Source organism: Actinomycetospora aurantiaca, assembly GCF_037401875.1.
GTDB classification, from domain to species: Bacteria; Actinomycetota; Actinomycetes; order Mycobacteriales; family Pseudonocardiaceae; genus Actinomycetospora; species Actinomycetospora aurantiaca.
Window position 1 is genome coordinate 64,457 of record NZ_JBBEGN010000014.1, and the last position, 24,595, is coordinate 89,051.

At 71.1% G+C, this 24,595-nt stretch carries 33 protein-coding genes, 4 tRNA genes and 1 pseudogene; 20 read left to right on the forward strand and 18 right to left on the reverse strand.

What is annotated here, in order from left to right; all coding sequences use genetic code 11:
- Positions 1-240, reverse strand: a complete 240-nt coding sequence (locus WCD74_RS22750; protein ID WP_337697172.1) for a DUF8847 domain-containing protein — start codon at positions 238-240, stop codon at positions 1-3.
- 103 nt (positions 241-343) lie between these two features.
- Between WCD74_RS22750 and WCD74_RS22755 the strand changes: the two genes are divergently transcribed.
- The 7 genes from WCD74_RS22755 to WCD74_RS22785 all read left to right on the forward strand — a co-directional run bounded on the left by WCD74_RS22755 (position 344) and on the right by WCD74_RS22785 (position 4,410).
- Complete coding sequence (locus tag WCD74_RS22755; RefSeq protein WP_337697173.1) at positions 344-979, forward strand: class I SAM-dependent methyltransferase; 636 nt, start codon at positions 344-346, stop codon at positions 977-979.
- Positions 980-1,021: 42 nt separating this feature from the next.
- Positions 1,022-1,681, forward strand: coding sequence for an NADPH-dependent F420 reductase (locus WCD74_RS22760; RefSeq protein ID WP_337697174.1), 660 nt, complete (start codon positions 1,022-1,024; stop codon positions 1,679-1,681).
- A 127-nt stretch (positions 1,682-1,808) separates the two neighbouring features.
- Positions 1,809-1,940, forward strand: coding sequence for a hypothetical protein (locus WCD74_RS22765; protein WP_337697175.1), 132 nt, complete (start codon positions 1,809-1,811; stop codon positions 1,938-1,940).
- Positions 1,941-1,972: 32 nt separating this feature from the next.
- Positions 1,973-2,944: an NADPH:quinone oxidoreductase family protein gene (locus WCD74_RS22770; protein WP_337697176.1), complete on the forward strand. Its 972-nt coding sequence runs from the start codon at positions 1,973-1,975 to the stop codon at positions 2,942-2,944.
- Between the two features lie 21 nt (positions 2,945-2,965).
- On the forward strand, positions 2,966-3,754 hold the full coding sequence (locus tag WCD74_RS22775) for an alpha/beta fold hydrolase (RefSeq protein WP_337697177.1): 789 nt from the start codon (positions 2,966-2,968) through the stop codon (positions 3,752-3,754).
- Positions 3,755-3,784: 30 nt separating this feature from the next.
- Positions 3,785-3,967, forward strand: a complete 183-nt coding sequence (locus WCD74_RS22780; RefSeq protein WP_337697178.1) for a hypothetical protein — start codon at positions 3,785-3,787, stop codon at positions 3,965-3,967.
- A complete protein-coding gene (locus WCD74_RS22785; protein WP_337697179.1) occupies positions 3,964-4,410 on the forward strand; it encodes an OsmC family protein in 447 nt (148 codons plus the stop codon). The genes WCD74_RS22780 and WCD74_RS22785 overlap by 4 nt, the downstream gene beginning before the upstream one ends.
- On the opposite strand, the gene WCD74_RS22790 is transcribed toward WCD74_RS22785, so the two are convergent.
- The 5 genes from WCD74_RS22790 to WCD74_RS22810 all read right to left on the reverse strand — a co-directional run bounded on the left by WCD74_RS22790 (position 4,404) and on the right by WCD74_RS22810 (position 6,354).
- Positions 4,404-5,297, reverse strand: coding sequence for a COG4315 family predicted lipoprotein (locus tag WCD74_RS22790; protein WP_337697180.1), 894 nt, complete (start codon positions 5,295-5,297; stop codon positions 4,404-4,406). The two genes, WCD74_RS22785 and WCD74_RS22790, sit on opposite strands and share 7 nt — an antisense overlap.
- 299 nt (positions 5,298-5,596) lie before the next feature.
- A tRNA-Val gene (locus WCD74_RS22795) sits at positions 5,597-5,668 on the reverse strand.
- A gap of 1 nt (position 5,669) precedes the next feature.
- Positions 5,670-5,741 (reverse strand) — tRNA-Cys (locus WCD74_RS22800).
- A gap of 26 nt (positions 5,742-5,767) precedes the next feature.
- A tRNA-Gly gene (locus tag WCD74_RS22805) sits at positions 5,768-5,840 on the reverse strand.
- Between the two features lie 94 nt (positions 5,841-5,934).
- On the reverse strand, positions 5,935-6,354 hold the full coding sequence (locus tag WCD74_RS22810; RefSeq protein WP_286052992.1) for an SsgA family sporulation/cell division regulator: 420 nt from the start codon (positions 6,352-6,354) through the stop codon (positions 5,935-5,937).
- 238 nt (positions 6,355-6,592) lie between these two features.
- Between WCD74_RS22810 and WCD74_RS22815 the strand changes: the two genes are divergently transcribed.
- The 4 genes from WCD74_RS22815 to WCD74_RS22830 all read left to right on the forward strand — a co-directional run bounded on the left by WCD74_RS22815 (position 6,593) and on the right by WCD74_RS22830 (position 8,630).
- Complete coding sequence (locus WCD74_RS22815; RefSeq protein ID WP_337697181.1) at positions 6,593-7,243, forward strand: RNA polymerase sigma factor; 651 nt, start codon at positions 6,593-6,595, stop codon at positions 7,241-7,243.
- Entirely contained in the window at positions 7,240-8,007 is a 768-nt protein-coding gene (locus WCD74_RS22820; RefSeq protein WP_337697182.1) for an anti-sigma factor, read from the forward strand. Before WCD74_RS22815 ends, WCD74_RS22820 begins: the two co-directional genes overlap by 4 nt.
- A 39-nt stretch (positions 8,008-8,046) precedes the next feature.
- Entirely contained in the window at positions 8,047-8,538 is a 492-nt protein-coding gene (locus tag WCD74_RS22825) for a TIGR02611 family protein (protein WP_337697183.1), read from the forward strand.
- Between the two features lie 20 nt (positions 8,539-8,558).
- A tRNA-Val gene (locus tag WCD74_RS22830) sits at positions 8,559-8,630 on the forward strand.
- Positions 8,631-8,727: 97 nt separating this feature from the next.
- Here the strand turns inward: WCD74_RS22830 and WCD74_RS22835 are convergent.
- From WCD74_RS22835 to WCD74_RS22865, 7 genes are read right to left on the reverse strand one after another with little or no spacing between them, the layout of a single operon-like run.
- On the reverse strand, positions 8,728-9,936 hold the full coding sequence (locus WCD74_RS22835; protein ID WP_337697184.1) for a tyrosine-type recombinase/integrase: 1,209 nt from the start codon (positions 9,934-9,936) through the stop codon (positions 8,728-8,730).
- Entirely contained in the window at positions 9,936-10,118 is a 183-nt protein-coding gene (locus WCD74_RS22840) for a helix-turn-helix domain-containing protein (protein ID WP_337697185.1), read from the reverse strand. The genes WCD74_RS22835 and WCD74_RS22840 overlap by 1 nt, the downstream gene beginning before the upstream one ends.
- Before the next feature lie 3 nt (positions 10,119-10,121).
- Positions 10,122-10,472, reverse strand: coding sequence for a hypothetical protein (locus WCD74_RS22845; protein WP_337697186.1), 351 nt, complete (start codon positions 10,470-10,472; stop codon positions 10,122-10,124).
- Positions 10,469-10,693 carry a hypothetical protein gene (locus WCD74_RS22850; RefSeq protein ID WP_337697187.1) on the reverse strand — a complete coding sequence of 75 codons (225 nt, stop codon included), beginning with the start codon at positions 10,691-10,693 and terminating at the stop codon, positions 10,469-10,471. Before WCD74_RS22850 ends, WCD74_RS22845 begins: the two co-directional genes overlap by 4 nt.
- Entirely contained in the window at positions 10,690-11,907 is a 1,218-nt protein-coding gene (locus tag WCD74_RS22855) for a hypothetical protein (RefSeq protein WP_337697188.1), read from the reverse strand. The genes WCD74_RS22850 and WCD74_RS22855 overlap by 4 nt, the downstream gene beginning before the upstream one ends.
- On the reverse strand, positions 11,904-12,266 hold the full coding sequence (locus WCD74_RS22860; protein WP_337697189.1) for a WhiB family transcriptional regulator: 363 nt from the start codon (positions 12,264-12,266) through the stop codon (positions 11,904-11,906). The genes WCD74_RS22855 and WCD74_RS22860 overlap by 4 nt, the downstream gene beginning before the upstream one ends.
- A gap of 3 nt (positions 12,267-12,269) precedes the next feature.
- The gene (locus tag WCD74_RS22865) at positions 12,270-12,674 is read right to left on the reverse strand and encodes a hypothetical protein (protein WP_337697190.1); all 405 of its coding nucleotides are present in this window, start codon (positions 12,672-12,674) and stop codon (positions 12,270-12,272) included.
- Positions 12,675-12,836: 162 nt separating this feature from the next.
- Between WCD74_RS22865 and WCD74_RS22870 the strand changes: the two genes are divergently transcribed.
- A complete protein-coding gene (locus WCD74_RS22870; protein WP_337697191.1) occupies positions 12,837-13,571 on the forward strand; it encodes an XRE family transcriptional regulator in 735 nt (244 codons plus the stop codon).
- 26 nt (positions 13,572-13,597) lie between these two features.
- Here WCD74_RS22870 and WCD74_RS22875 read toward each other — a convergent pair whose 3' ends face one another.
- Both WCD74_RS22875 and WCD74_RS30000 read right to left on the reverse strand, forming a co-directional pair.
- Entirely contained in the window at positions 13,598-14,929 is a 1,332-nt protein-coding gene (locus WCD74_RS22875; RefSeq protein ID WP_337697192.1) for a hypothetical protein, read from the reverse strand.
- 123 nt (positions 14,930-15,052) lie between these two features.
- A pseudogene (locus WCD74_RS30000) lies at positions 15,053-15,199 on the reverse strand (SEC-C metal-binding domain-containing protein); the annotation flags it as partial.
- Between WCD74_RS30000 and WCD74_RS22880 the strand changes: the two are divergent.
- Entirely contained in the window at positions 15,198-15,671 is a 474-nt protein-coding gene (locus WCD74_RS22880) for an NUDIX hydrolase (protein WP_337697193.1), read from the forward strand. The pseudogene WCD74_RS30000 and the gene WCD74_RS22880 sit on opposite strands and share 2 nt — an antisense overlap.
- Here WCD74_RS22880 and WCD74_RS22885 read toward each other — a convergent pair.
- Positions 15,668-16,219: an HD domain-containing protein gene (locus tag WCD74_RS22885; protein ID WP_337697194.1), complete on the reverse strand. Its 552-nt coding sequence runs from the start codon at positions 16,217-16,219 to the stop codon at positions 15,668-15,670. The two genes, WCD74_RS22880 and WCD74_RS22885, sit on opposite strands and share 4 nt — an antisense overlap.
- 420 nt (positions 16,220-16,639) lie before the next feature.
- On the opposite strand from WCD74_RS22885, the gene WCD74_RS22890 reads away from it, so the two are divergent.
- Positions 16,640-16,879 (forward strand): hypothetical protein, encoded by a 240-nt coding sequence (locus tag WCD74_RS22890; RefSeq protein ID WP_337697195.1) that lies wholly within the window; start codon positions 16,640-16,642, stop codon positions 16,877-16,879.
- 32 nt (positions 16,880-16,911) lie between these two features.
- Here WCD74_RS22890 and WCD74_RS22895 read toward each other — a convergent pair whose 3' ends face one another.
- The gene (locus tag WCD74_RS22895; protein WP_337697196.1) at positions 16,912-18,339 is read right to left on the reverse strand and encodes a hypothetical protein; all 1,428 of its coding nucleotides are present in this window, start codon (positions 18,337-18,339) and stop codon (positions 16,912-16,914) included.
- Between the two features lie 521 nt (positions 18,340-18,860).
- Between WCD74_RS22895 and WCD74_RS22900 the strand changes: the two genes are divergently transcribed.
- The 5 genes from WCD74_RS22900 to WCD74_RS22920 all read left to right on the forward strand — a co-directional run bounded on the left by WCD74_RS22900 (position 18,861) and on the right by WCD74_RS22920 (position 22,643).
- Positions 18,861-19,280 carry a hypothetical protein gene (locus WCD74_RS22900; protein ID WP_337697197.1) on the forward strand — a complete coding sequence of 140 codons (420 nt, stop codon included), beginning with the start codon at positions 18,861-18,863 and terminating at the stop codon, positions 19,278-19,280.
- A 576-nt stretch (positions 19,281-19,856) separates the two neighbouring features.
- Positions 19,857-20,570, forward strand: a complete 714-nt coding sequence (locus WCD74_RS22905) for a GAF and ANTAR domain-containing protein (protein WP_337697198.1) — start codon at positions 19,857-19,859, stop codon at positions 20,568-20,570.
- A gap of 493 nt (positions 20,571-21,063) precedes the next feature.
- Positions 21,064-21,339 (forward strand): hypothetical protein, encoded by a 276-nt coding sequence (locus WCD74_RS22910; protein WP_337697199.1) that lies wholly within the window; start codon positions 21,064-21,066, stop codon positions 21,337-21,339.
- 204 nt (positions 21,340-21,543) lie between these two features.
- Complete coding sequence (locus WCD74_RS22915) at positions 21,544-21,783, forward strand: hypothetical protein (RefSeq protein WP_337697200.1); 240 nt, start codon at positions 21,544-21,546, stop codon at positions 21,781-21,783.
- Positions 21,784-21,797: 14 nt separating this feature from the next.
- Entirely contained in the window at positions 21,798-22,643 is an 846-nt protein-coding gene (locus WCD74_RS22920; RefSeq protein WP_337697201.1) for an SGNH/GDSL hydrolase family protein, read from the forward strand.
- On the opposite strand, the gene WCD74_RS22925 is transcribed toward WCD74_RS22920, so the two are convergent.
- Positions 22,638-23,297 carry a TetR/AcrR family transcriptional regulator gene (locus WCD74_RS22925; RefSeq protein WP_337697202.1) on the reverse strand — a complete coding sequence of 220 codons (660 nt, stop codon included), beginning with the start codon at positions 23,295-23,297 and terminating at the stop codon, positions 22,638-22,640. The genes WCD74_RS22920 and WCD74_RS22925 overlap by 6 nt on opposite strands.
- A gap of 84 nt (positions 23,298-23,381) precedes the next feature.
- Between WCD74_RS22925 and WCD74_RS22930 the strand changes: the two genes are divergently transcribed.
- On the forward strand, positions 23,382-24,587 hold the full coding sequence (locus tag WCD74_RS22930) for a cytochrome P450 (RefSeq protein WP_337697203.1): 1,206 nt from the start codon (positions 23,382-23,384) through the stop codon (positions 24,585-24,587).
- Positions 24,588-24,595: the final 8 nt, after the last annotated feature.

Below are 24,595 nucleotides of genomic sequence, written 5' to 3' on the forward strand. Positions count from 1 at the left end.
TCAGGCGGGACCGGCGGCGTCCGCGGGCTCCGGGGCGTCCACCCGCAGGTGGTAGACCCCCGCCCCCGACGCGAGCGGGTGGAGGTCGTAATGATGGACGACCTTCGGACCGTCGTGGAGGTGGGTGTGGGTGACCGTGGGCAGCGGGGCACCGTGACGGGCCTCGCGGACCTCGACCCGCCCGTCGAGCGGGCCTCCGAGGAAGAGCAGGACGGAATCGGCGGTATCGCTGTCAGACATGCCCGGCCTCCCCGGTCTCTCGCGGTTCCGAGTCAGGGTAGGTGGACGAACGGGTCCGCGCTGCGTCCGTCCGGGGCAACTCGTGACGACGGGTGACCAGCACGTGACCCAGGGCGAACTCGATGACCAGGTGACGAGCTGGACCGCGCCCGGCACCGCCCCGTTGGTGCCCGAGGTGCGGCTGCTCCTCGCCGACGACATCCACCGCACCTGGTCGGAGACCGACGAGGAGGCCCCGCCGTTCTGGGCGTTCGCGTGGGCGGGCGGCCAGGCGCTGGCGCGCCACGTGCTCGACCACCCGGGCCTCGTCGTCGGGAAGCGGGTGCTGGATCTCGCGAGCGGGTCCGGCCTCGTCGGGGTCGCCGCGCTGCGGGCCGGGGCGGCGGCCGTCGTCGCCTCCGACCACGACGCCCGCGCCCGCGTGGCCACGGCACGCAACGCGACGCTGAACGGGGTGTCGGTGGAGGTCGTGGGCGACCTGATGGCCGGGGAGGGCCCCGAGCTGGACGTCGACGTGATCCTCGCCGGCGACGTGTTCTACGAGCAGCCCATGGCCCGGCTGATGCTGGAGTTCCTCGACGAGGCCACCGGGGTCGGGATCGAGGTCTACGTGGGCGACCCGGGGCGGGAGTACCTGCCGCGGCGGCGGGTCGAGCCCCTCGCGACCTACGACGTCCCCGACACCACCGACCTGGAGGGCCGCGCGGTGACCCCGACGACCGTGCACCGACTCCGGTGACCGGGCCGGAATGACGGCGGCCGGCCGTGGGTTGCCGCCGACATGAGGATCGGCATCATCGGTGCGGGCTTGATCGCAGGGACGTTGACGCGGCGGCTGACCGCGCTGGGCCACGAGGTGCGGGTGGCGAACTCGCGGGACCCGGAGACGCTGGCGGACCTGGCCGCGGAGACCGGGGCGACGGCGGTGTGGGCGAAGGACGCGGCGCAGGACGCGGACCTCGTCGTCGTCAGCATCCCGCAGAAGGCGACCCCGGACCTCCCGCCGGGGGTCGTCACGACCGCGAAGCCGGGCGCGCCCGTCGTCGAGACCAACAACTACTACCCGCAGCGCGACGGCCGGATCGACGCGATCGAGGACGGCATGCCGGAGAGCGTCTGGGTCTCCGAGCAGCTCGGGGTGCCCGTGTACAAGGCGTTCAACGGGATCTACTGGGAGCACCTCCTGCAGAACGGGAAGCCGAAGGGCGAGCCGGGGCGCATCGCCCTGCCGGTCGCCGGGGGCGACGGGCCGGGCAAGGACACGGTCCTCGCGCTCGTCGACGAGCTCGGCTTCGACCCGGTGGACGCCGGCCCGATCGAGGAGTCCTGGCGCCAGCAGCCCGGCACGCCGGTCTACGGCGCGGACCTCGACGCGGACGGCGTGCAGAAGGCACTGGCGCTGGCGCCGCCGGAGCGGCCGGCGGAGTTCCGCGCGGCCTGAGTGACGTACTCCATCCGGTCGAGTCCGTGACGATCCTGGCGCGGCGTCCGTCCCACGGGTGAGTGCGGCGGTCGGATGCTCTCCGGCCGCCGCCCGGGACGAGCCGCCGACCGCCAGGAGGACGACGATGACCACCGCACCGCGCCCGACCGAGGACCGGCGTCGCATCAGCACGGTCCGGGGACTGGTCGCCCTGGGAGTGCTGCTCGCGGTCTACGTGGTGGGCGTGCTGTCGAACCTGCAGCTCCTCGGTCTCTGAACGGCCGGCGCGCGTGCGGCATGATCGCGGGCATGCGTGCAGTGCAGGTGAGCAAGCTCGAGGGCCCGGACGCGATCGAGGTCGTGGAGCTCGACGAGCCGGTCGCGGGGCCGGACCAGGTGCTGATCGACGTCGAGGCGGCCGGGGTCGTGTTCCCCGACCTGCTGCTCACCCGCGGCGAGTACCAGATGCGCCCGGAGCTGCCGTTCGTGCTGGGCTCGGAGGTCGCGGGCACGGTGCGCTCCGCCCCGGACGGGTCCGGCTTCGCCCCGGGCGACCGGGTCGCGGCGCTGTGCGTGGTGGGCGGCTTCGGCGAGACCGTCGCGGCACCGGTCGACCAGACCTTCCCGCTGCCCGACGGCGTGTCCTTCGACGTGGGCGCCGGGCTGCCGATGAACTACCTGACGGCGGAGTTCGTCGTCGCCCGCCGGGGCCGGCTGGCCGACGGCGAGACCGTGCTGGTGCACGGCGCCGCCGGCGGGGTGGGCGTGGCCTGCATCCAGTTCGCGAAGGCTCGCGGGGCCACCGTCATCGCGGTGGTGTCCACCGAGGGCAAGGGTGAGGTCGCCCGGGCGGCCGGCGCCGACCACGCGGTGCTGGTCGAGGGGTTCAAGGACCGGGTCCTCGAGCTCACCGACAAGCGCGGTGTCGACCTGATCGTCGACCCGGTCGGCGGGGACCGGTTCACCGACTCGCTGCGCTCGCTCGCCCGCGGGGGCCGGCTCGTCGTCGTGGGCTTCACCGGCGGCGACATCCCGACCGTCAAGGTCAACCGGCTGCTGCTGCGCAACACCGAGGTGATCGGCGCGGGCTGGGGGGAGTGGGCCTGGAACAACCCCGGCTACATGCGGCGCCAGTGGGACGAGCTCGCCGCCGACATCGCGGCCGGCCGCCTCGCCCCGCCGGTCAGCGGCGTCTACCCGCTCGCCCAGGCCGCGGCCGCCGTCGGGGAGCTCGCGGAGCGGCGGGTCACCGGCAAGGTCGTGATCCACACGCGGGAGTAACTCCCGCTACGGTCTGCGGCCATGCTCGCGCACAGCCGCTCCGGGTCCGGTGAACCGCTGTTCCTCGTCCACGGGATCACGCACCGCCGGCAGGGCTGGGACCCGGTCGTCCCGCTGCTCGAGGCCGAGCACGAGGTGATCGCCGTGGACCTGCCGGGGCACGGCGAGTCGCCGGAGGTCGACCGGGCCTTCGACGGGTCCATCAGCTACCTCGTGGACGCCGTGGAGGGGCTCGCGCGGGATCTCGGCCTCGAGCGCCCGCACGTCGCCGGCAACTCGCTCGGTGGGCTGATCGCGCTCGAGATGGCGGCGCGGGGGTCGGTCCGCTCCGCGACCGCGCTCTCGCCCGGTGGCTTCTGGTCGCCCGTCGGCCGGCTGTGGGCGAAGACGTTGCTCGGCGGGGCGTCGAAGGTCCTGCAGACGTGGCCGCGCGAGCGCCTGGACCGGGTGCTCTCCTCGCCGGCGGGCCGCTACGCCCTGCTGGGCGCGCTGGTCGCCCACCCCGGCCGCGCGGAGTACGCGTCCATGGGCGACGACCTGCAGGGCCTGGCGCGTCCGCGCGAGGGGTTCGCGACGATGCTCGCGACGCTCGAGAAGTGGACCGTCCCGCGCCGCTCGGACGTGCCGACGATGGTCGGCTGGGGCTCACGCGACCTCCTGCTGCCGCGCGCCCAGATCCGTCGTCTGCGCCGGGTGCTGCCCGACGCGCGGGTGGTCGTGCTGCCGGGCTGCGGCCACGTGCCGATGGCCGACGACCCGGGGCTGACCGCGGAACTGATCCTGGGCAACGCCCGCGTCGTCCCCGCGTGAGGACGTGCGCATCCGTGGCAGAGTGACGCCGTGGCCCACGAGAACGAGTGGTACTACTGCCTGAAGCACAACGCCGTCGAGCCCTACGACGGCTGCCGCGCGGCCGACCGGCTCGGCCCCTACCCGGACCGCGACACCGCGGCGCGGGCCCTCGAGATCGCCCGCGAGCGGACCGAGGAGGAGGACCGCAAGGACCGCGACGACTCGTGGTGAGCCTCGAGCACGAGTACCGGCTGGCGGTGACCTGGGCGGACGACCCGGGCACCGTCGACTACCGGTCCTACACCCGCGACCACGTCGTGACGGCGGGTGGGAAGCCGGCGCTCGAGGGCTCGGCGGACCGGGCGTTCCGTGGGGACGCCGCTCGCTGGAACCCCGAGGAGCTGCTGGTCGCGGCGCTCTCGGAGTGCCACCTGCTGAGCTTCCTGCACGTCGCCGCCGAGGCCGGGCTCGTCGTCACCGAGTACGCCGACGCGCCCGTGGGGCGGATGACGAAGGACGACGACGGCGGGTGGTCGTTCGAGTCGGTGGTGCTGCACCCGACGGTGACCGCCACCGGTGACGCCGACCTCGCGGCCCTGCACCACGCCGCGCACGAGGCGTGTTTCATCGCGCGCAGCGTGGCGTTCCCCGTGACGGTCGAGGCGGCTCAGTAGCCGCCGCTCTCCTGGCCACCCGCGGGCGCGGCGGCCGCGTCGCCGGCGACCGGCTTGCCGTCCGGACCGACCGCCTTCCACGAGCCGCCGACGCCGTTGCCGGCGGTCTCGCCCGGGCCGGTGTCCTGGCCGTAGCGGTAGAGCGGCCAGCCGTTCAGCGTGAGCTGCTTGGTGCCGTCGGGACGGTCGACGGTGCCGACGCGGCTGGCGTCGATGCCCTTGAGCCAGGGGTCGCCGTCGGAGGCCAGGACCGGCGGCCACTGCTCGGCGCAGGTGCCCGTGCAGGTCGCGGCGGCCGGCTTGTTGGAGTCCTTCGTGTACTGGTACAGCGTGTAGCCGTCGCTGGTGGCGACCGTGCCGAGCGGCGTCTGACGGGTGGCCAGATTCGCTCCGGTCAGCGACGTCGCCGCGGCCGGTCCGGCGCCCGCCGTCGGGGCGACGGCCTGGTCGGACGAGGTGCCCCACTGCGCGATCGCGACGTAGCCGGCCGCGCCCGCGGCCACCGCTCCGGCCGCGACCAGGGCGAGCAGCATCGTGCGCCCGGTGCGGCGACGGCCGCCGCCGCGGCGGTGGCTGGGGGCGGGCAGTGGGCCGCTCGGGTGCTCGTTGCGCGGGCCGGGCTCGACGTCGTCGGCCAGCCGGCGGCGCACGGTCGGGGCGGCCGCGTCGCGGACGTAGGCCTGCGGCCCCGTCGTCGGGCGCGCCGCGACGCGCTGCGGGCCCGAGTAGGGGCCGGCCGGGAAGCCGCCGCTGGGGTGCGGAACCGGCTGCGGCGCGGAGTGCGGACCGGAGGGCGGCCCGCCGTAGGGGGCCACGGGGTAGCCGCCGGTGCGCGGCGCAGGCATGCCGAACTCCGGTCGGGGGTCCTGCTGCAGGTCGGGGCGCATGGGGGAGACGTACCTCCGGTCGCTGGGGAGCGGTGTCCCGCCACGGGAGTCGGGGGTTCCCGTGGCGGGCGCAGCGACGACGCTAGGGACACGGGCCGCGCGCGCCCCGCTAGCTGAGAGCGAGTGGGCGCTCACGCCGGGCAGGGGCGCTCGTCGCGCGGCGAACGGCGCCTGAATCTTCCGGACGGCGGGTCGGGTTGCTCCGACTGCCGAGGTGACGGTTCAGCAACGGCGGTGCACGCCATTCGTCGCCCGGACACGACAAAGGCCCTGGTCACATGCGTGACCAGGGCCTGTTGTGGGCGATACTGGGATTGAACCAGTGACCCCTACCGTGTCAAGGTAGTGCTCTCCCACTGAGCTAATCGCCCGAGGCGGAGGCGGGAATCGAACCCGCGTACAGGGCTTTGCAGGCCCTTGCCTAAACCACTCGGCCACTCCGCCGGGATCCTCGGAGGCCTGCCTCCCCGAGCGGACGACGGGACTCGAACCCGCGACCCTCACCTTGGCAAGGTGATGCGCTACCAACTGCGCTACGTCCGCATGTCACCGGCGAGAACATCCGAGGAAGTTCTCCCTGCCGATGACGAGAACTCTACTGCATCGTGCGCGCCCCCCGTCACCGGGGGGTCGAAGATCAGCTCGGGTCGGTCGACAGCAGCAGACCGAGAGCGTGCTCCAGGTCCAGCCAGTCGTCCTCGCTGCCCGGCTCGATCACCTCGTGGGTCCGCTGGAGGAACTCCGAGACCTCACGGGCGAGAGCGCGGAACGTCGCGTGGCCCGACGGCGACGAGAGCTCGATCTCCACCGACTCGCCCTCCGACGGGCGGATCCGGACGTCGCCGTCCCCGGCGGTGTCGATGAGGCCCTCGGTGAGGAGGTCCCGCGAGAAGACCCACTCGACCCAGCCGGCGCGGCCGGTCCGGAAGGCCGCCTGCACCGCGTACGGGTCCCGGGTGTCGTAGCGGAGCTCCACCTGGACCGGCACGGGCGGGTTCGGCGGGCCGATCAGGTCGAAGACCGCCGTGGAGCGGATCGTGACGTGGTCGTTGTGCATTCGAAGGCTGCCTTTCGCGCACGCTGCTGTCGAAGAGGGGAACGACCGGCGGCCGAGCCTGTGACGCCGGTTCACCCGGCTCACGCACCGAGAGCATCCCAGGAGTACCCGGTCGAGGCCTTACTCGGTCCGGCTCCGTGACGGTGCACCCTCCCCGCCGGAGCGCCCGCCCTGACCCGACCGCACTAATCTGGGCCGCGTCTTCACCGGACACGGCAGGCGAGGAGGTGGTGGACCCGTGGCGGAGGCGCCGCACAGCCGTTCCGATGCGACTGCGGAGCGTGACGAGCTGACCGACGACGCCGTGGCGGACGCCACATTGCTGCAGGCCGTGACCGACCGGTCACCCGGCGCGCTCGACGCCTTCTACGACCGGTTCGCCCGCCGTGCCTACGGCCTGTCCCGGCGGATCTGCGTGGACGAGACGCTGGCCGAGGACGTCGTCCAGGAGGTCTTCCTGCAGGTGTGGCGCCGGCCGGAGCGGTTCGACCCGTCCCGGGGCAGCGTCGCCACCTGGTTCATGACGATGGTCCACCACCGGGCGGTCGACGCCGTGCGTCGCGAGTCGACGCGGCGCAGGCACACCGTCCCGGCGGCCGAGGAGGGCGACGAGTGGAACGCCCAGGACGCGTCCGCCGCCGGTCCGGGAGCGGACGAGGCCGCGCTGGACCGCGTCGTCGCGGGCCACGTGCGTGATGCGCTGACCCAGCTCCCGCCCGACCAGCGGCGGGCCCTGGCCCTCGCCTACTTCGGTGGTTTCACCCAGCGAGAGGTCGCGAGCATCACCGAGGTCCCGTTGGGCACGGTGAAATCGCGCATGTTCACGGCGGTCCGCACCTTGCGGGGACTGCTCGACGGACGGGTCGACCGGGGGGAGGGGTCAGCATGAGGGCGACGCCCGAGGGCCACCCCGAGCTCGCGGTCGCGTGGGCGCTGCACGCGCTCGACGACGACGAGGCGGCCGAGTTCTCCGAGCACCTCGACGACTGCGCCGCCTGCCGGACGATCGTCGCCGAGACCGAGGACCTCGGCGCTCTGCTGGGGTCCGCCGTCGAGCCGGTGGCCCCGCCGCCGTCGTTGCGGGACCGGATCCTGGCGGAGGCCTCGGCCGGAGCCGCGGACGCCGGCCCGCAGAACGTCGTCCCGATGCGGCGCCGGTGGGTGCGGCGGGCGACGGCCGGGATCGCGCTGGCGGCCGCGGTGGCGCTCGTCGTCGTGATCGGCGGGCTGGTGAGTGCGAACCGCGACCTCGCCCGGGAGCGGGACGCCGCGGCCGCGCAGGCGGCGCAGGGCCGGCAGGTCGTCGAACTCGTGGAGGCCGCGTCCCGGCCCGGTGCCCCGCACGTGGTGCTCGCGACGCCGCAGGGCGACCTCGTGGGGCTCGTGGTCGACCGGGGGGCGGGCCCGGAGCTGCTCGCGACCGGACTCGCCGCCAACGCGCCCGACCGGACCTACGTCCTGTGGGGGCTCGAGGGTGGCCGGCCGGTCGGGCTGCACGCCTTCGACATGTCCGCTACGGGTCCGGTCACGGCTTCCGTACCCTCGTCGGTGGACGGTGGCCGCTTCGCCGGGTTCGCGGTGTCCCTCGAGCCCGGACGGACGGTGCCGGCCGCGCCGACGCAGGTCGTGGCGAGCGGTCAGCTGGCGGGCTGACCGGGCGCTCCTGCACCGACGACACGTCAGGGAAGGTCGATGTCTGCCGGTTCCGGGACCCAGCCCGAGGGCACCACCTCACCGCCCACCGCCACGCCTCCGCCCCGGCGGCAGGGACGGTTGCACGCGCTCCGGGTCCGGCTGCGCGCGTTCCGCATGAAGGTGCGGTCGCGCCCGTCGTGGAACCTCGCCTGGCGCATCGCCATCGGCGTGCTCGGGACGGTCGTGCTGATCGTCGGCGTCATCGCCATCCCGTATCCCGGACCCGGCTGGCTGATCGTGTTCGCCGGTCTGGGCATCCTGGCCACCGAGTTCGAGTGGGCGGGGCGCGTCCTGCGCTTCGCCCGCCGCTACTACGACCGCTGGACGTCGTGGGTCAGGCGCCAGAACAAGGTGGTCCAGCTGCTGCTCGGACTGGCGACCTGCGCGATCGTCCTGGCTACGCTGTGGCTGCTCGACGCCCTGTGGATCGTCGCCAAGTTCGTGGGCCTGGGCCACTGGACCTGGCTGCACAGCCCCATCATGGCGTGAGTTAGGCTGATCCCTGCTGCGGGCGATTAGCTCAGGGGGAGAGCGCTTCGTTCACACCGAAGAGGTCACTGGTTCGATCCCAGTATCGCCCACGCAGAAAGGCCCTGGTCAGAGACTCGCAAGAGTCACCGGCCAGGGCCTTTGTCGTACCAGGGGCTGCTTGAGGCAGCGTCGAGGCAGCAGCAGGCATCAGAGCTCGTCCCCCTCGTCGTCGCCGAGCGCGGCGAGGATGCGGCTCGGATCGGCGGTCCGGCGGGTGTAGAGGTCGAGCGTGGTCGAGGCCCGCTCGTGACCCATGACACGCTGGACCATGTTCGGTGGGACGCCGTCGTCGACCAGCCACGTCGCGTACGAGTGGCGGAGGTCGTGGAACCGCAGCCCGCCGTAGTGACGCCGGGCGATCTCCATCACGGCCTGGTACTCGGTATTCGTCTCCAATGACTGCTCGTCGCCGTCCTTGTCGCGCCACCGGGCCTCGAACTTCTTCTCGCCCAGCTCCTTCACCTCGCCGATGAACCCGGGCCGCACGAGCGAGGGGCGCCAGACCCGGGCACGGAACGCGGTCCGGCCGATCGGGCCCTGAATCTCGTTGGCGAAGACCGGCGAGGTGGACGGCGAGGGCCAGCGCTCGACGTGCTCGGCGACCAGGCGGCGAAACCAGCCCGGGATCGGCACGTCACGACGGCCGGCGACCGACTTCGGGAACGGCTTGAACGACCGGTGCCCGGCGACCTCCACGACGGTGCGCACCACCCGCAGGACGCCCGCCTCCAGGTCCACGGCGTCGTCCATGAGCCCGGCGACCTCACCCCACCGCAGCCCGCAGCCGGCGGCCGTGGCGATCAGCGCGCGGTGACGCTCGGGGACCTTCGGGAGCAGGACGTGGCGCAGCGTCGGGCGGCTGATGATCTGCTCGTCGGTGTCGGTCTTCCGGCGCTTCGGGACCCGGACGTCGAGCGCGGGGTTGAAGGCGATCAGCCGATTGCGGACCGCCGAGCGCAGAACCGCCGAGGTCAACCGGTGGGCTTCGGCGACGGTGGCCCGCGAGCGTCGGCGGCCGAGGTCGCTGACCCAGCCTTGCACCGTCAGGTGGTCGATCTTGGCGAGCGGCCAGGATTCCCATTGCGGCAGCACGTGGGTGCGCATCACCGCGCGGTCCCGGGCGGCGGTGGTGTGCTCGGTGTTCCACGAGGCCATCCACGCGGCGGCGTGCTCACCGAAGGTCATCCGGCCCGCGTGCGGGGAGACGTAGAGACCGCGGCTCTTCGAGGACTCGGTCTCGGCGAGGAACGCGCTGGCGTCCTTCTTCGTGGTGAAGACCTTGGAGCGCTGCGAGCCGGTGGGGTCGCGCCAGAACGCCTTCCACTTCCCGGTCTCGGTCTTGCGGACGAAGCCCATCAGGCGGCGTCCGTGGTCGTCGCACCGTTGAGCCAGGCGTGGAAGCGCTCGCGCGGGATCAGCCAGCGCCGCCCCATCCGGACGGCGGGGATGCGTCCCTCGCGCACGGCCTCGTAGGTCGCGGAGCGGGCGGTGCCGAGCATCGCCGCGACCTCCTCCACGGTGTAGGTCAGCAGTTCCATCTCTCAGTCCTCCGTGATGAGCCGGCCGAGGTGGCCAAGCTGGTTGTGGGCAGTAGTGAGCTGGTCATGGAGCGGGCCGAGGTAGCGGTGGGCTTCGACCAGGGCGTCGTCGGCGCGGTCGAGGGCGTCGGCGGGGTTGCGGCCGCGGTCGTCGTAGTGCGCGGCGACGTCGGCGCGGCGCAAGGACCGGGCGAGGTAGTCGAGGAGCTGGGGCAGACGGCCGGTCAGCTCGACGAGATTCCCGACGACGGCGTAGGCGCCTTCCCCGTCGACCGGGCCGTGATGGCTCGTGTGGTTGGCGGCGCGGATGGCGTCGGCGGCCCTCTCGACGTCGCGGGCGACGGGGTGGCTCATCGAACGTCCCCGGTGGCGTTGGCGGCCCGGTCGGCGGCGGAGCCGAGTTGACGGGCGAACTCGGCGGTGCCGGAGGTGACGGCGGGGCCGAGGGCGGGGAAGGCCGCGAACAGCAGGCAGACGGTGACGATCCCGGAGAGCGCGGCGGGGCCGGCCTTGTGGGACTTGGCGAGCAGCAGCGTCACGAGGAAGGCGATGACGACGAACGCGGCGAGGTTCACGACGCCCTCCGGCCGTGGCGGGCGATGCGGTCGCAGAACTCGCCGTAGTCCCCGAGGTACGGCGCGCGGAGCCGGGTGCAGTCGTGACCGGGAGCGGACAGGTAGGCGATCCCCGGCGCGCTGTTGGCGTGCTCGGGGCCGAGCTTGCGGGCGTCCTCGCCGTGCAGCATGACCAGCGACTCACCCGGCACCCGGAACGAGAGGCGCAGCGCGAACTGGTCGCGGGCGTACCCGCCGCCGACCGCGTTGGCCTCGAATCGCTGGGCGAGCATCAGGACCCGGAACGCCGCCTTGCGCCCCTCGGAGACAAGCCGGAGCACCGCGGAGGTGATGCGCTCGGCGAGCTTCTTGTCCTTCGCCTGGGCGGCCCGCAGCAGCCCGGGGAACTCCTCCAGGACGACGAGGACGAGCGGGGTCGTGGTGGTCGGGGTGATCTTGTCGCGGCGAGGGGGCATGGCGTCGAGGCGACAGTCCATCTCCGCGACCAGCCGGTCGAGCATGGCGGCGTGGGCGGGCAGGTCGCGGGTGCCGGTGGTCTGCCAGTCGTGGTGGGCGGTCCCGGTCCAGGCGCGGCCGAGGACGAGGCCGGTGATGTCGGAGCCAGCGACGAGGACGTCGGGAGCGGCGCAGACCTGGGCGAGCAGCCCGTAGGTGAACGCGGACTTCCCAGCGCCGTTCTGGCCCTGCACGGCGAGGTGAGCAGCGTCAGCGTGGGCATGCCCGAGGGTGACCCCGTCCTCCGCTCTGCCGAGGATCACCGTCTCGTCGGCGCGAGCGGTGACAAGGCGTCGCAGCGCGAACGCGTCGGCGAGCGGATCGGTCTCCAACAGCGTGACCCGCACCCAGCGCCCGGCGATCTGCTCGACCCGCAAGCCTCGGAAGCCGAGGGTGTGGGCGAGGCGCGGGGCGTGGGCGCGAAGGTCCTCGGGCTCGCCGCCGGGCAGCAGCTCGGCGGTGAACGTGGTCCGACCCCGCAGGATGCGGGCGGCGCCGAAGCGGGGGGTGCGGACGGTCATTCCGGCGGCGGCCTCGATGTACTGGCAGACCCCGACGCCGAAGCAGGCTTCGCGCCACAGGCCGCGCAGTTCGTCCTCAAGGCGGGCGTGGTGCTCGAGGCGGCGTTGCTCGGCCCAGCGGGCACGGAGGCCGTCGAACAGGCCCCGACCGCCGCGCCAGTGCCGGTGCGGTGACGGGAAGGCGAGCGTGACCATCACGCGGCCTCCCTGCGCTCGGTGCAGCGGGCGCACAGGTCGCCGTCGACCGCGGGCATCGGGAACAGCAGCGAGCAGGCCGGGCACATCGGGTCGGTGTCGGCGACCGGGTCCGGGACGCCGGCCGAGCGGGCGCGGCGGATGGCGCGGCGGTCGGTGGGGGTGGTGGCGGCCCACAGCCCGTGTTCCTGCCCGGTGTCGAGCGCCCAGCGCAGGCAGTCCGTCGCTACCGGGCACCGGCCGCAGATCGGCGCAACGGCCATCTTGTGGCGGGCGGCGATCAGGCTGGTGTCGTCATCGGTGAGTGGGAAGAACAGCTCCGGATCGGTGTCGCGGCACGCCGCCGCGGTCTGCCAGCCCATGACCTACGCCGCCTCAGCGGTGTCGGCGGAGCGGCGGCCGGGCCGCGCGGTGGTGGTGGCGGGGCGGATGGCGTCGGCGGTGAAGGAGACGTCGACGCCCTTGCCGCCGTTGCGGGCCTGTCGGACCTTGGGGACCAGGCCGTCGAGCTCGACCGGGGCGTAGGGGGCGAGCTCGGGGGCCTCGTGGGAGATGACGCGGACGCCGTGCAGCTCGTGGCGGCCGTCGCGGCCGGTGGGGAGCATGACGTCGTAGATGCGGACGGGGGCGCCGGTGGCCTCGTCGATGAGCGGCTGTCCGGAGGAGCGGCGGCCGTTGGGGCCGTCCTCCCAGCGCTCCATGGTCTGGGCGTGGCCGGTGGCGACCGGCTGCATCTGGTTGGTGTCGATGGGGGCGTTGAACTCGAACACTTGGGGCTCCTGGACTGGGTGTCCCGCCTGGTCCGGCGGGGTGAGTCCAGGAGACGGCGAGGGCGGGGGACACCCCCACCACCAAGTAGGGACGTGACGGGACGTCCTGCAAGTCGTAAAGTGTCCCTAGATGTGATCGAACGTCCCGGGAGGTCCCTCGCCATGACGACGAACCAGCGACTCCGCGGCTCCATCGTCTCGGCCGGACTGCGGCCGGCGGACCTCGCCGAGCGAGTCGGGGTGGACGCCAAGACCGTCGAGCGGTGGATCACCAAGGGGCGGCTTCCGCACCGCGCCCACCGGGTCGCCGTCGCCGACGCCCTGGCCGTCGACGAGGGCTACATCTGGCCGGAGGTGGTCGAGCTACCGGTCACGCAGTCGGCGAGTCAGGCCGAGTTGCTAGCGATGCATCCGTCCCGAGCGTCGATCCCGCACGAGACCTGGGCCCAGCTTATGGACGGCGCCCGCGAGGCCATCGACATCCTGGTCTACGCCGGATCGTTCCTCTTCGAGCAATACGACTTCGTCGACGTCATCTATCGCAAGGCCGCCCAGGGCGTCCGGGTGCGCATCCTCATCGGCGACGAGACCTCCGCCGCCGTCGCCCTGCGCGCCGAGGAAGAAGGCACGTCGGGAGGCTTGCAGGGGCGCATCCAGCTGCATCGTCGCTACCTGCGGGACCTCGAAGGTGTTCAAGGCGTCGAAGTCCGTGCTCACAGCACCACGCTCTATAACTCCCTCTTCCGCTTTGACCAGGACCTCCTAGTCAACGGCCACGCGTGGGGCGCGCCAGCGGGGCAGTCGCCCGTATTGCACCTGCGCCGTGTTCCCGGTGGTCGTACGTGGGACCACTATATTCGTTCGTTCGAGACCGTTTGGTCGCGCACTACTACCTGATTCTTGCAGAAGTGCGCCGCAGTCGCTTATCGTTTCCGAGACCTCGTCGAACTTTTCCTTTGCAGCGAGTACCAGACCCATGGAGCTTCTAGGCGGGCTTCCTTTCGTTTCTCGAAGTAGGGCAAGAAATCCTTTAGGGCTGAACCTGCGCCGAGGCCTGCTAGAAGCCAGCCGAATGGGGTGCCACCGGCTGCGACGGCTCCGAGTCCAAACGAGGCGCTGAGCGATAGCCAGAGGGCCGAGTTGTGCAGCCGGAGGTTCACCTTGCCTGCTTGATCAGCTAGTTCTTCCTGCAGGTCGGTTGCCGATTCGGCGGCGTCTGTGAGCGTTGCGGCCCGACGCAAAACACGACCCATCTTGCTGCGGTAGTCGGCGACGGCTTCATCCTCGTCTGCGACCCTCGCGAATAACCGGAAGTCGACATCCGAGACGATCGGCGTCTCAGTCCACATGAGCGCCTGTTCAGTGGCGAAGCTGCGGGTGCGCTTATGTAACAAGTTCGCCCTGAAGAGGGAGCGCGTTGTGTAGGTCGCCCCGAAGAAGTCGGCTTGTGCGAGCTTCTCGTTCACAGCTTGAACGTAGTAGCGAGTTGCCGCGGTCTTCTCCTGGTCAACCCACGGTTTATAGTCGAAGTCTGGACGATACGGTTCAAGCATGCGTGAGTAGAAAGTGCCATCATCATTCACGATCGGTACACGACCTAATGTTCGCAGAATCGGCCACTCATCAAGGTCGTCCTGCGCGGTGATGAAAAGCGCCTCGCGTGCTGTCGGGCCCTCAACAATAAGTTGTGCGTTTACCCATTCGCGGAGCTCTGTTCGCAGTAGGTCTTTCTTGGTAGCGTGTAGGACCTCTTCAACTGAAAGCGCGCCGATGAACTCAGCAGGCACCGGCACCACCAGGCCAGACTCGATTAGGGGTCGAAGTTCGAAGAGTAGCTTCGCGGCGTCTCCTATGCCGTAGATATCCCGCTCCTCCACGACCGCCGAGAAGAGCGGATCGGGAATAACTACGTGTGTTGCCCAGAGTCCGCAGTGCAGGACGGTGTTCTCGACTTCCTCTAGAGATGAATACACTGCAGCGGGAGGGTTCTCTACGAATCTCTGAGTTTGCAGGGACACAGCTACTTCTATAGCGTGGTCCAAAGCAAAGCGCTTGAGTTCCTCAACGTCGAGCCCGTCAGCATAGAGTCCTCGGTCCGTGACTCTAAGATTTAGCGCGGACAGGCCCTCAAAGCGCCTCTTTCCGAGAATAGCTAAGGTCTCGGGGAAAACTAGGTGCTCCTCTTCGAGCTCTCTGCGCAATACGGGGGGCAATGGCAGTCGGCGCGGCTCTCCAGCTGCCTCGGCAGTGTGCATTTCTGCGCCACCGGGCGCAGTTCTGACAGCGCCTCGAGCGACAGTTACGCTGGGTGAAAGCCAGTATTGGCGCTCGTCGTCTGGTGGCACGGGCTGCCCGGGGGTCGAGCGAGGGCGGATCGCTCCGTGGCACACCTTGTACTTCTTGGCAGAGCCGCACCAGCAGGGAGCGTTTCGCTTCGGGCGAGCTAGGATGTCGTCCGTCGACTCCAAAAGTTCCTCCATTGACGCCACCGCTTGGGCTGGGCCTGCAAGGCATACTAGAGGCATGGCTCGGGTTGACTACTACGACGATCCAGCGGCACCAGCTGCCAATAGCATCGTGCCTTCCGTTACCGCAGCTGCCCGCGATGACGCGGGTCGATTACTTCTGATCCACAAGGTGGACAACGACTACTGGGCTTTGCCCGGCGGCGCCATGGAGCTAGGAGAGTCCGTACGCGACGCAGTCGTTCGCGAGGTCGAGGAAGAGACGGGCGTGCAGGTTGAAGTGACAGGGCTGGTCGGTATATACACCAACCCCCGCCATGTCATGGCCTACGACGACGGCGAAGTTCGGCAGGAGTTCTCGGTGTGCTTCCACGCGTATCCGGTCAGCGGGGAGCCACGCGAGGATGGAACCGAGACGAAGGCCGCACGATGGGTCGAAACAGCCGACCTGCCAGGGCTGGCGATTCACCCGAGCATGCGACGTCGGATCGATGCGGCACTGGCCGGCAGCCTGGACCCCGAGATCGTCTAGGCAGCAGCAAGCCTCGTCAACGTCCGGTCGATCGCGGCGGAAATGTAGGGCTGAGCCCGAGTCATCGAGCGTCCGACGATCGAGTCAGGTTCGTAGCGGGTGAGGATCTCCTGCAGGCGCTCCGCGTAGTCGAATGACTGACCGCGAGGGCCGGTCGTCATGTCCGCCGTCCACAGCGCGTCCGCGACCGGCCCCTCCTCGCGTCGCCACTCGGCCAGCTCGGCGGCCAACCCACGCTCCTCGGCCTCGCAGGTTGCGGCGGAGTGGTGAGCGATGAGCGCGCAGAGCCGGGGGGAGTGGCCCCGCGCGGAGAGGTATCGGGCTCCGTCAATGGGATGGAATCCGGTCTGAACCAGCTCCGGCGCGTACCCGAGGTCATGCCACCAGGCGGCGACGACCAGGAGGTCCCGGTCCTCCATTGGCACAGAGGGGGACAACTCCTCGGCCCGTCGGGCGACCTGTTGCGTGTGCGCCCAACGAGCGCCGAGCGGAGCGAGGAGCGCTCGCGCGAGCTCGGCCGCTGCGGCAGGTCCCGGGCGTTCTCCCACGCGAACACTCTAGGTGGCCCAGCGTGCTTGGCAGCTGGTGCACAGTGGACGACGCCGCAAGGCCGACCCCACGCGATGCGGCAGCAAGAGCCTCGCCAAGACAGCCGAACTTGGCCCGCACTATCACATTGATCCCGCGACACAGGGTGACGGCGTCGCTGCTCGAAGTAGTTAGACCGAGGAGTGACGCCCGTCGAGCGCCGGTGGTCGACCTGTCAGCGCGACACGAACAGCTGTTCGACTGGAGACCAACGGAAAGACCTTAAGCTCCCGAATCGGGTGGATCGTCCACCTGGCGGGTCAGAGCCACCACGACACGGGTTCGTCCTTAAGCAAGCGAGACCGTACAGCGGCGTAGCGCCTGGCGCTACGCCAGGTGAGGGTTCAGTGGCTCGCCACTCTGTTGGGAGTGGTTGCCCCATGAAGTTCAAGTTGGACAAGAAGGCGGAGCGCGCGATCGCGGCGAACGCCGCCTCCGAGATGCAGAAGGTCGTGGACCAGGTCTACCAGTCGGAGAAGGGCGCCGCCCCGGACGACGTCGCAGTTAAGCTGCAGAAGGCTTGGAAGAAGGCGTTCGACGGCAAGTTGCCGAAGGACACGTTGACGCAGTTCGCGCACGCCATCTCCTCTGGCGAGAAGCCCCGCGTGAAGCCGAGCTAGTCAGCCCCACCGGACGGCGTCGGAGCGGACCATCATGCTCCGGCGCTGGCCCGGCTGAGGGCAGGCTCCTCTCGATGGCCCCCCGTTGGAGCAAGCAGTCGAGCTATTCGTACCCTTCCAGGGCCAGCAAGGCGAGTAGGTCGACAATCCGCTGGGTTGGCCGCGCACCAGGACATGCCGTGCGAGTTGAGCCAGGCGCGGGCGCCGTCGAGGCCGTCGCGCTCGGTGGCGGAGAGCAACGCGTTCTCCTGCCGGCTGGCGACCATGGCAGCCCAAGCGTTGCGGGGGATGGCTATGCGTTCGTCGGCGTCCTGGTCCTCGGCGGCGATCTCCTCGTCGGAGGCCTCCTGGGTGAGTCCCGCGAGGGCACGCAGGTCCCGGCGTCCGGTAGACCAGGTGAGCTGCCGCCGTCCGTCGGACGCCGCTTCCCACTCCCACCAGCGGGCCATATCGCCGGCCTCGTAGGTCTCGGCGGTGTCACCGAGGAGCTGCATCGGAGTCCGGCCGCCGTGGCGCTGTCCTTCCTTGCGGTGCCCGCTGGTGACTTCGTGGGCCATCTTGGTGAAGTAGTCGGCCAGGTCTCCGTCCCCGAGCTGCGCGCGGCGCAGGTCCCACCCGTGCTCCGGGGACGCGGAGAAGCCGCGGCGTTCCAGGGCGCGTGACCAGCGCCCGAACATTCGCGGGCCGAGGGCGGCGCGGGCGAGGTCGGCGGAGACCTGCTCGCGGAAGCACAGCAGCACGTGGACGTGAACGTGCCAGCCGTTGACGCTGTGGGTGACTTCCACGGCGCGGGCCCATCCGAGCAGTCCGCCGAAGCGTTCGGTGTCTTGCTTCCACATCGCTCCGCTCGTGACGGAGCGCCAGGCGTACGAAAGGACGTCCCAGCAGCCCTCGGAGGCGTCGAGGGCCGCCAGTTCGTCGTCCTCGCGGGTGGCCGTGACCTCGTCGACGTCGTCGCCGGCCTGGCGGGCGAGGTCCCGTCGCCAGGCCCGGTCCTCCAGCTCCGTGCGCCGGGTTCGTTCGGGGCGGGAGAGCCCGAGGCGGTCGCCGCGGGTGTGGCGCATCGTCAGAGTTAGGAGGAACGCGGAGCCGCCGAGGTCGTCGACGGTGCGCATGACGGTGGCGAGGTCGTCGGCTCGGCGGGTGGCGATCTTCGCGGCGCACACCGGGCAGGACCACACCGACCCGCAGGTGGTGAGCCCGCCGTAGGCCGCGGAGCGGGAGCCGTTCGGGTTCGTGATCACGCCCAGCGTCACCCCCGACTCGCTGGTCGTCGACGACCCGCAGGTCCGGATGCGGCGCAGGCCCGTGAACTTCTTCAGCGACCGGCGGCGCTCCCAACGCGACGCCCGCGCAGCCTGTACCTGGACCAGCTTGTCCGGGGTGGCCTGGTCGTCGTCGCGGCGTCGGCGGTCGGGGCGAAGAGTTGTTGCCCCTTTACCGAGAGCGGGCCGGGTCATCGGGCACCGCCAGCCGTGTACGGGGCCGGCGCTGGCGCGCCGGGGGTGCCCGGCCCCTGCGGGCCGGGCACGCCACCCCTCCTGTCTTCGACCCGGGGCGCGCGCCCAGCCCGGGGGCCCGGCCCCCAGGCGACGACATCAGCAGGCCGCGCCACGACGGCGAGCACCAGGACCACGAGCCCAGCTCGAGCAGAGGTACCAGCACCCACGAGGCCGTGACGCGGCGAGGGGCGGCTCAGGGCCGCGCGGCCAAGAACAAGACCGTGGGACCGGCTGCGCCGGGCTGCCGTGTCGGCGGCGGCCGAGTTTGAACGGCCGTCCCTCACCAGCAAGGGCCGCAAACCATCTTCCCCGCCAGCAACGGCGATCCGAGGGACTGCGGGGGAGGGGCGGCGAAGATCGTTTGCTTCCTCCCTTGCTGGCGAGCCTCCGACGGCCGAACGGGCCGCAGGCGCGGTGGAGCCGGGGACGGCCCCACCCACAGCGCCCGCCGCCCACACGGCACACCACCGGAGGCCCTCATGAGCAGCAGCACCGACACCCGGATCGTCTTCACCGCCGGCCGCTACAACCCTGGGCGGACCGAGTGGCAGGACGCGAGCAACGCGCCCACGGCAAGCATCGAGGAGCGGCTGTTCCGGTCGATCTTCGACGCCGTCGGGGAGCGGACCATCGACACGACCGGCGACATCGACCCCGGTGTCCTGCTCCGTCTCGTCGAGCTCGGTCCGCACGGCCGAGAGAAGACGACCGCGCGGCTCCGGCTGGTCTGCCGGTCGGCTCGTCGTCGCGGCATGCGTGTCGGCTTCGCAGTCGAGGCCTTCGATGTCGCCTGCTTCGGCCGCCAGCGGGAGCGGGGTGCCACGCCGGGGCGAACGGGGGTCGGTCCTGGCGGGGAAGGACGAGACGTACGACTCGGCGCTCCCACGTTTCCGAGATAGGGATGATCGGGCAACGTAGGGCCATCGGTGGAGGAGCCGCGATTCCAGACAGTGCTTGTCGGTCGCGCTGAGCTCGTCGCCGGATCGTCGTGTCACCGGACCGTCCGGGCATGGGGACGCGTGTCCGGTTGACCTTGCCAGCCGCATATTGCCTGGCAGCGGGTTTTCCTGCGTCGTCTGCGAGGTGTCTCGAAGCAGGCGGTGGAGGTCTTTGATGTGTGGGTTGTGCACCAGGTTCGCGATGCAGGAATGCCCCCCGTTGCAAGCGGAGCCAGAACCTGACCACGCCGAGCACCTGGCCCGCGAGCAGGCCGTCGAGGACATGCTCACGGCAAACCGCGCACAGCCGCGTCGGCTCGCAGAGGTCGACGAGGCCGCGCTCCGCAAGCAGTTGGTACAGGGCGGCAAGACGCGTTCGCCCGAACCTCTCCCGTAACGCGCGGAACCAACCGACGATTCGGTACGGTTGAACGCCGGGTTGACCCCACACGCCCGTCGTCTCCGTGTCCGGGTGAGCGTCCGCAACGGTTCATGAGCTCCGCACACGAACGCCCCGGTACGAAGGTAGGTCCCCCGGTGCCCGACCGACCCGATCTCGTCCTCACGCTGCGCAACACCGCTCGGGTCCTGCTCGAACAACGCAGCATCCGCGACCACGACACCGTAGTCCGCGACGTCGTGGCCTCGGCCGTGCGCATGGTCCCCGCCGCAACCGCCGGAGGGCTGACCCGCACCGAACGCGGACAGGTCAGCTCCAGTCACGCCACCAACGAGACGGTGGGCGCGCTCGACCAACTCCAGACGCAGCTCGGCGAGGGTCCCTGCATCGACGCCGCCGAGAACCCTCCTCCTGACGGTGTCATGCTCGCCGATGACCTCGACGTCGCCGAGGGTGATCGGTGGCCGAGCTTCGCGCCGCAGGCGGTCAAGGCCGGCGTGCGTTCGATGCTGTCCTCGTCGATCCTGACCGGTCGCGACGGGCACCACTCGGCGTTGAACCTGTACGCGGACGAACCGCAGGCCTTCGACGAGGACGCCCAACGGCTGGCCGGCCTGTTCGCCAACCAGGTGGCCATGCTGCTCTACGGCGCCGACACCGCCCGCGACCTCGGCGCCGCGGTGACCAGCCGGGACACCATCGGGCAGGCCAAGGGGCTGCTCATGGAACGGTTCGGGCTCACCGCGGAGGAGGCGTTCCGCATGCTGGTCAGCGCCTCGCAGGACACCAACATCAAACTCGTCGACGTGGCCGCCTGGACCGTTCACGAGGCCGAGACCCGCGCGCGATAGACGCAGCAACACCCGACCCGGCCGACCAGTACCTCGCCGTGTCGACCTGGCAGTCGAGCGGGAACGCACCAACACCTGAACCCGAGGGCAGCTCCGCCAGTGCACTCGAACCAGGACGGTCCCCATCGACGACGACTCTGGTTCGGGGTCTGGTACGCCTACGCCCCATCGGAGCCGGACCCGTAGACCAAGATCAATGCAGCATCGAGGCAGCACGAGGCCCAGCAGTAGGCCATAAGCGGGTGGACGCGGAAGCACGAAACAGCAGGTCAGCGCACATACGACGGCAACGGGGGAGACCCCGGGATCGACCGCGGGCCCGTTTACACCGAAGAGGTCACTGGTTCGATCCCAGTATCGCCCACGCAGAAAGGCCCTGGTCAAAGACTTGCACGAGTCACCGGCCAGGACCTTTGTCGTCACCGAGGGCCCGGTCGCGCGTAGGATCTTGGTGCGGCGGTGCTCCTGCGGCACCGCGGGGAGGAGCGCCATCGTGCTCGGGATCGTCCTGGCCGTCGTCATCTTCGCGCTCGTGTTCGTCGGAGCGGTGCGGATCGCCTACCAACGGCGTCACCGCGACGCCGATGTCGAGGCTCGCGAGGTCTCCGGCGGCACGCCGATCGGTTACCTGCCGGGCTACATGCCGGGGATCCAGCAGCGGGCGGAGCGGCGCGAGGAGGCAGCGACCGAACTGGTCGAGCCCCCGCTCGCACGGGACGCGGCCGTCGATCTCGACGCGAACACCCTGCACGTGCGCCGGAGCTCCTGACCCGGCCCGCCACACCACGAGTCGCGAACCCTGTCCGTCGGACTCGGTTCGGCGGCCGTGGTTGCTACTCGGGGCCCGCCGAACGGGTGCTCAGTGCAGTCGCGAGGCCCTGCGCGGAGCCCTCAGCACCCGCTCGTCGTTCGGGTGGCCCCGCTGTGACGCGCATCCTGTTCGCCCAAGGTTGAATCTTCTATGGTTTCGGTTGTGCGCGATACACCGGTGTGGGCGGAGCGAGCCCGGTCGGCCGCGTGGGGCACGTTGGCCAACATCGACGACCTCGGGCTCGACGACGCCGGCAAGATCATGGTGCGCGACCTCGCCCGGTCGATCACGACGCTGCCCGACCTCGTGAAGGTCCGGCAGTTGCGCGAGCTCCTCTCGTCCTCGCGGGGACTCACGGTGCGCACGGTGGTCTCCTGGCTCGACGAGGTCGGCCCCTCCTGACCTACGGTGGCCGCATGGGTCGACGTCGGGTCGTGATCGCTGCCGTGGCGGCCGTCGTGCTGGTCCTGGTCGGCACGGCGGCGTGGGCGAACCAGCAGCAGCTGCGCCACGTGAATCTCGGCGACAGCTACAGCTCCGGCGCCGGCATCCAGCCCGTCGCGGCGGGCACCGCCCCGGCCTGCAGCCAGTCCCAGCTCAACTGGGCGCACGACCTCGCCGACGACCGCGGCACCCGGCTGACCGACGTCTCCTGCAGCGGCGCCCAGACCCGGCACGTCCGCACCTCGCAGGGCGCGGGCGTCGCCCCGCAGCTCGACGCGGTGCAGCCCGACACGCAGCTGGTCACCCTCACGATCGGCGGCAACGACAACGACGTCTTCGTGACGGCGTTCGGGCAGTGCTCGCAGCTCGGCCTGCAGTCCCAGGGGCGGGGCAACCCCGGCGAGCAGCGCTTCGGCTCGCGGTTCGTCGACCAGGTCGAGGGCAGCACCTACCCGAACGTCGTCCAGGCGCTCCGCGACGTCCGCGCGAAGGCGCCCGAGGCTCGCGTCGCGATCTCGGGCTACCTGCAGATCCTCTCGCCGCAGGGCTGCTTCCCGGTGATGCCGATCGCCGCGGGCGACGTGCCGTACCTCAACGACCTGCAGGCCACGCTGAACGACGCCGTCCGGCGCGCCGCCGCGGAGACGGGCGCGATCTACCTCGACGTCACCCCGCTCTCGACCGGCCACGACGCCTGCCAGCTGCCGGGCACCCGCTGGGTGGAGCCGCTCGTCCCGGTCAACGCCGCGCCGGTGCACCCGAACGCGATCGGGGAGCGGAAGATGGCCGAGAACGCGATCGCCGTGCTCGGGCTATAGCCGCCGCGCCGGCAGCTCGGTCAGCGCACGGAGCTCCTCGGCCAGGCGCTCCCGGTGCGAGTCGAACACCGGGGCGGCGGTGTCCTCCAGGACGGACGGATCGGCCCCGGCGGCCCAGGCGAGGTCGTCGGTGAGCACCCGCAGCGCCGCGTTCACCGCGGCCGCTCGCACCCGCACCGTGGGGTCGTCCGGGGGCAGGCCGAGTCGCTCGCCCAGCACCGCCGCGAAGACCGGCTCCGCCCGCTCGTGGAGCACCAGCCACGTCGCCCGGATCCCCGGCTCGTCCCGGGACATCCGTACGACGGCGAGCACGGCCCGCAGGTCCTCGGGGGAGACGACGTAGGCCGCCCGCAGGTGTTCGCCCAGCTCCACCGACGTCGGCCAGGACCGCAGGACCTCGGTGAACGCGTCCAGCGACACCGACACCAGCGGCTCGACGCACGCCTCCTTCGACCGGAAGAGCCGCCACAGCGTGCGCTCGGAGACTCCGGCCGCGTGGGCGATCTGCTCGCCGGTGGTCTCCGCGACCCCGTGGCGACGGAACATCTCGACGGCCTCGCGCGAGATCGCCAGCCGCTGGCGTCGGCGCTGCTCCTCGGAGACCGGGGGCCGACCGCGACGGCCGCCGGCGCCGTCACCCGGGCCTGTGGTCATCCGCACACCTTACCGACTCATTAATGGCACTGACTGCCATAAACACGTACGCTCGGTGATGCCGTCGTCACCACGAGGAGCGTCATGACCGCCACCACGGACCTGCAGCTGCCCTTCGAGCGTCCGAACGTGCTCGAGATCGCCCCGCTCTACGACGTCCTGCGCCGCGAGGCCCCGGTCGCCGCGGTGACCACCCCGGCCGGGGACCCGGCCTGGCTGGTCACCCGGTTCGACGAGGTCCGCGACCTGCTCGGCGACAAGCGCTTCGGCCGCTCGCACCCCGACCCGGAGCGGGCCGCGCGCGTCACGCACGCCGCGATCGCCGACGGGCCCAGCGGCAACTACGAGACCGAGGAGGCCGACCACACCCGGATGAGGCGCCTCCTGACGCCCGCGTTCTCCGCGAAGCGCATGCGGCAGATGGGCGAGGACGTGCAGGCCCTCGTCGACGGGTACGTCGACGACATGGTCGCCGCCAAGGAGCGGGACGGCCGCGCGGACCTGCACGAGAGCCTGGCCGTGCCGCTGCCGGTCGCGGTCATCTGCCGGCTGCTCGGCGTGCCGCACGAGCACTCCGAGTACTTCCGCGACCTGTCCGACCGCATGGCCACCTTCGACCCGGCCGCCGACGCCCAGGGCGCCCGCGAGGAGTTCGGCCGCTACATGGCCGGGCTCGCCGAGCAGAAGCGGACGGACCGCAGCGAGGACGTCATCTCCGACCTGGTCCACGCCCAGGAGGAGGACGACACCTACGACTACGAGGAGATGATCCGCCTCTCGGTGGGCCTGCTCTTCGCCGGGCACGAGACGACGGTGAACCGCATCGGCCTGGGCATCCTGCTGCTGCTCACCCAGCGGGACCGCTGGGAGTACCTGGCCGAGGACCCGGACGCGCACACCGACAAGGTGGTCGAGGAGATCATGCGCCTGGGCGCCCCCGGCGACCTCGGGCTCCTGCGCTACGCCCACCAGGACGTGGACATCGCGGGCGTGACGATCCACGAGGGCGACGCGGTGATCATCTCGATCAACGCCGCGAACCGGGACCCGGAGGCCTTCGCGGACGCGGAGGACTTCGAGCCGGAGCGCGAGGAGCGCGGCCACGTCGGGTTCGGCCACGGCGGGCACTTCTGCATCGGCGCGAGCCTCGCGCGCACCGAGCTGCGGACGGTCTTCCGGACCCTCGCGTCGCGCCTGCCCGACCTGCGTCTCGCCGTCGACCTCGACGACATCGACGTGCGCACCCAGCACCTCACCGGAGGCGTGAAGGCCCTGCCCGTCACCTGGTGACACGGGCG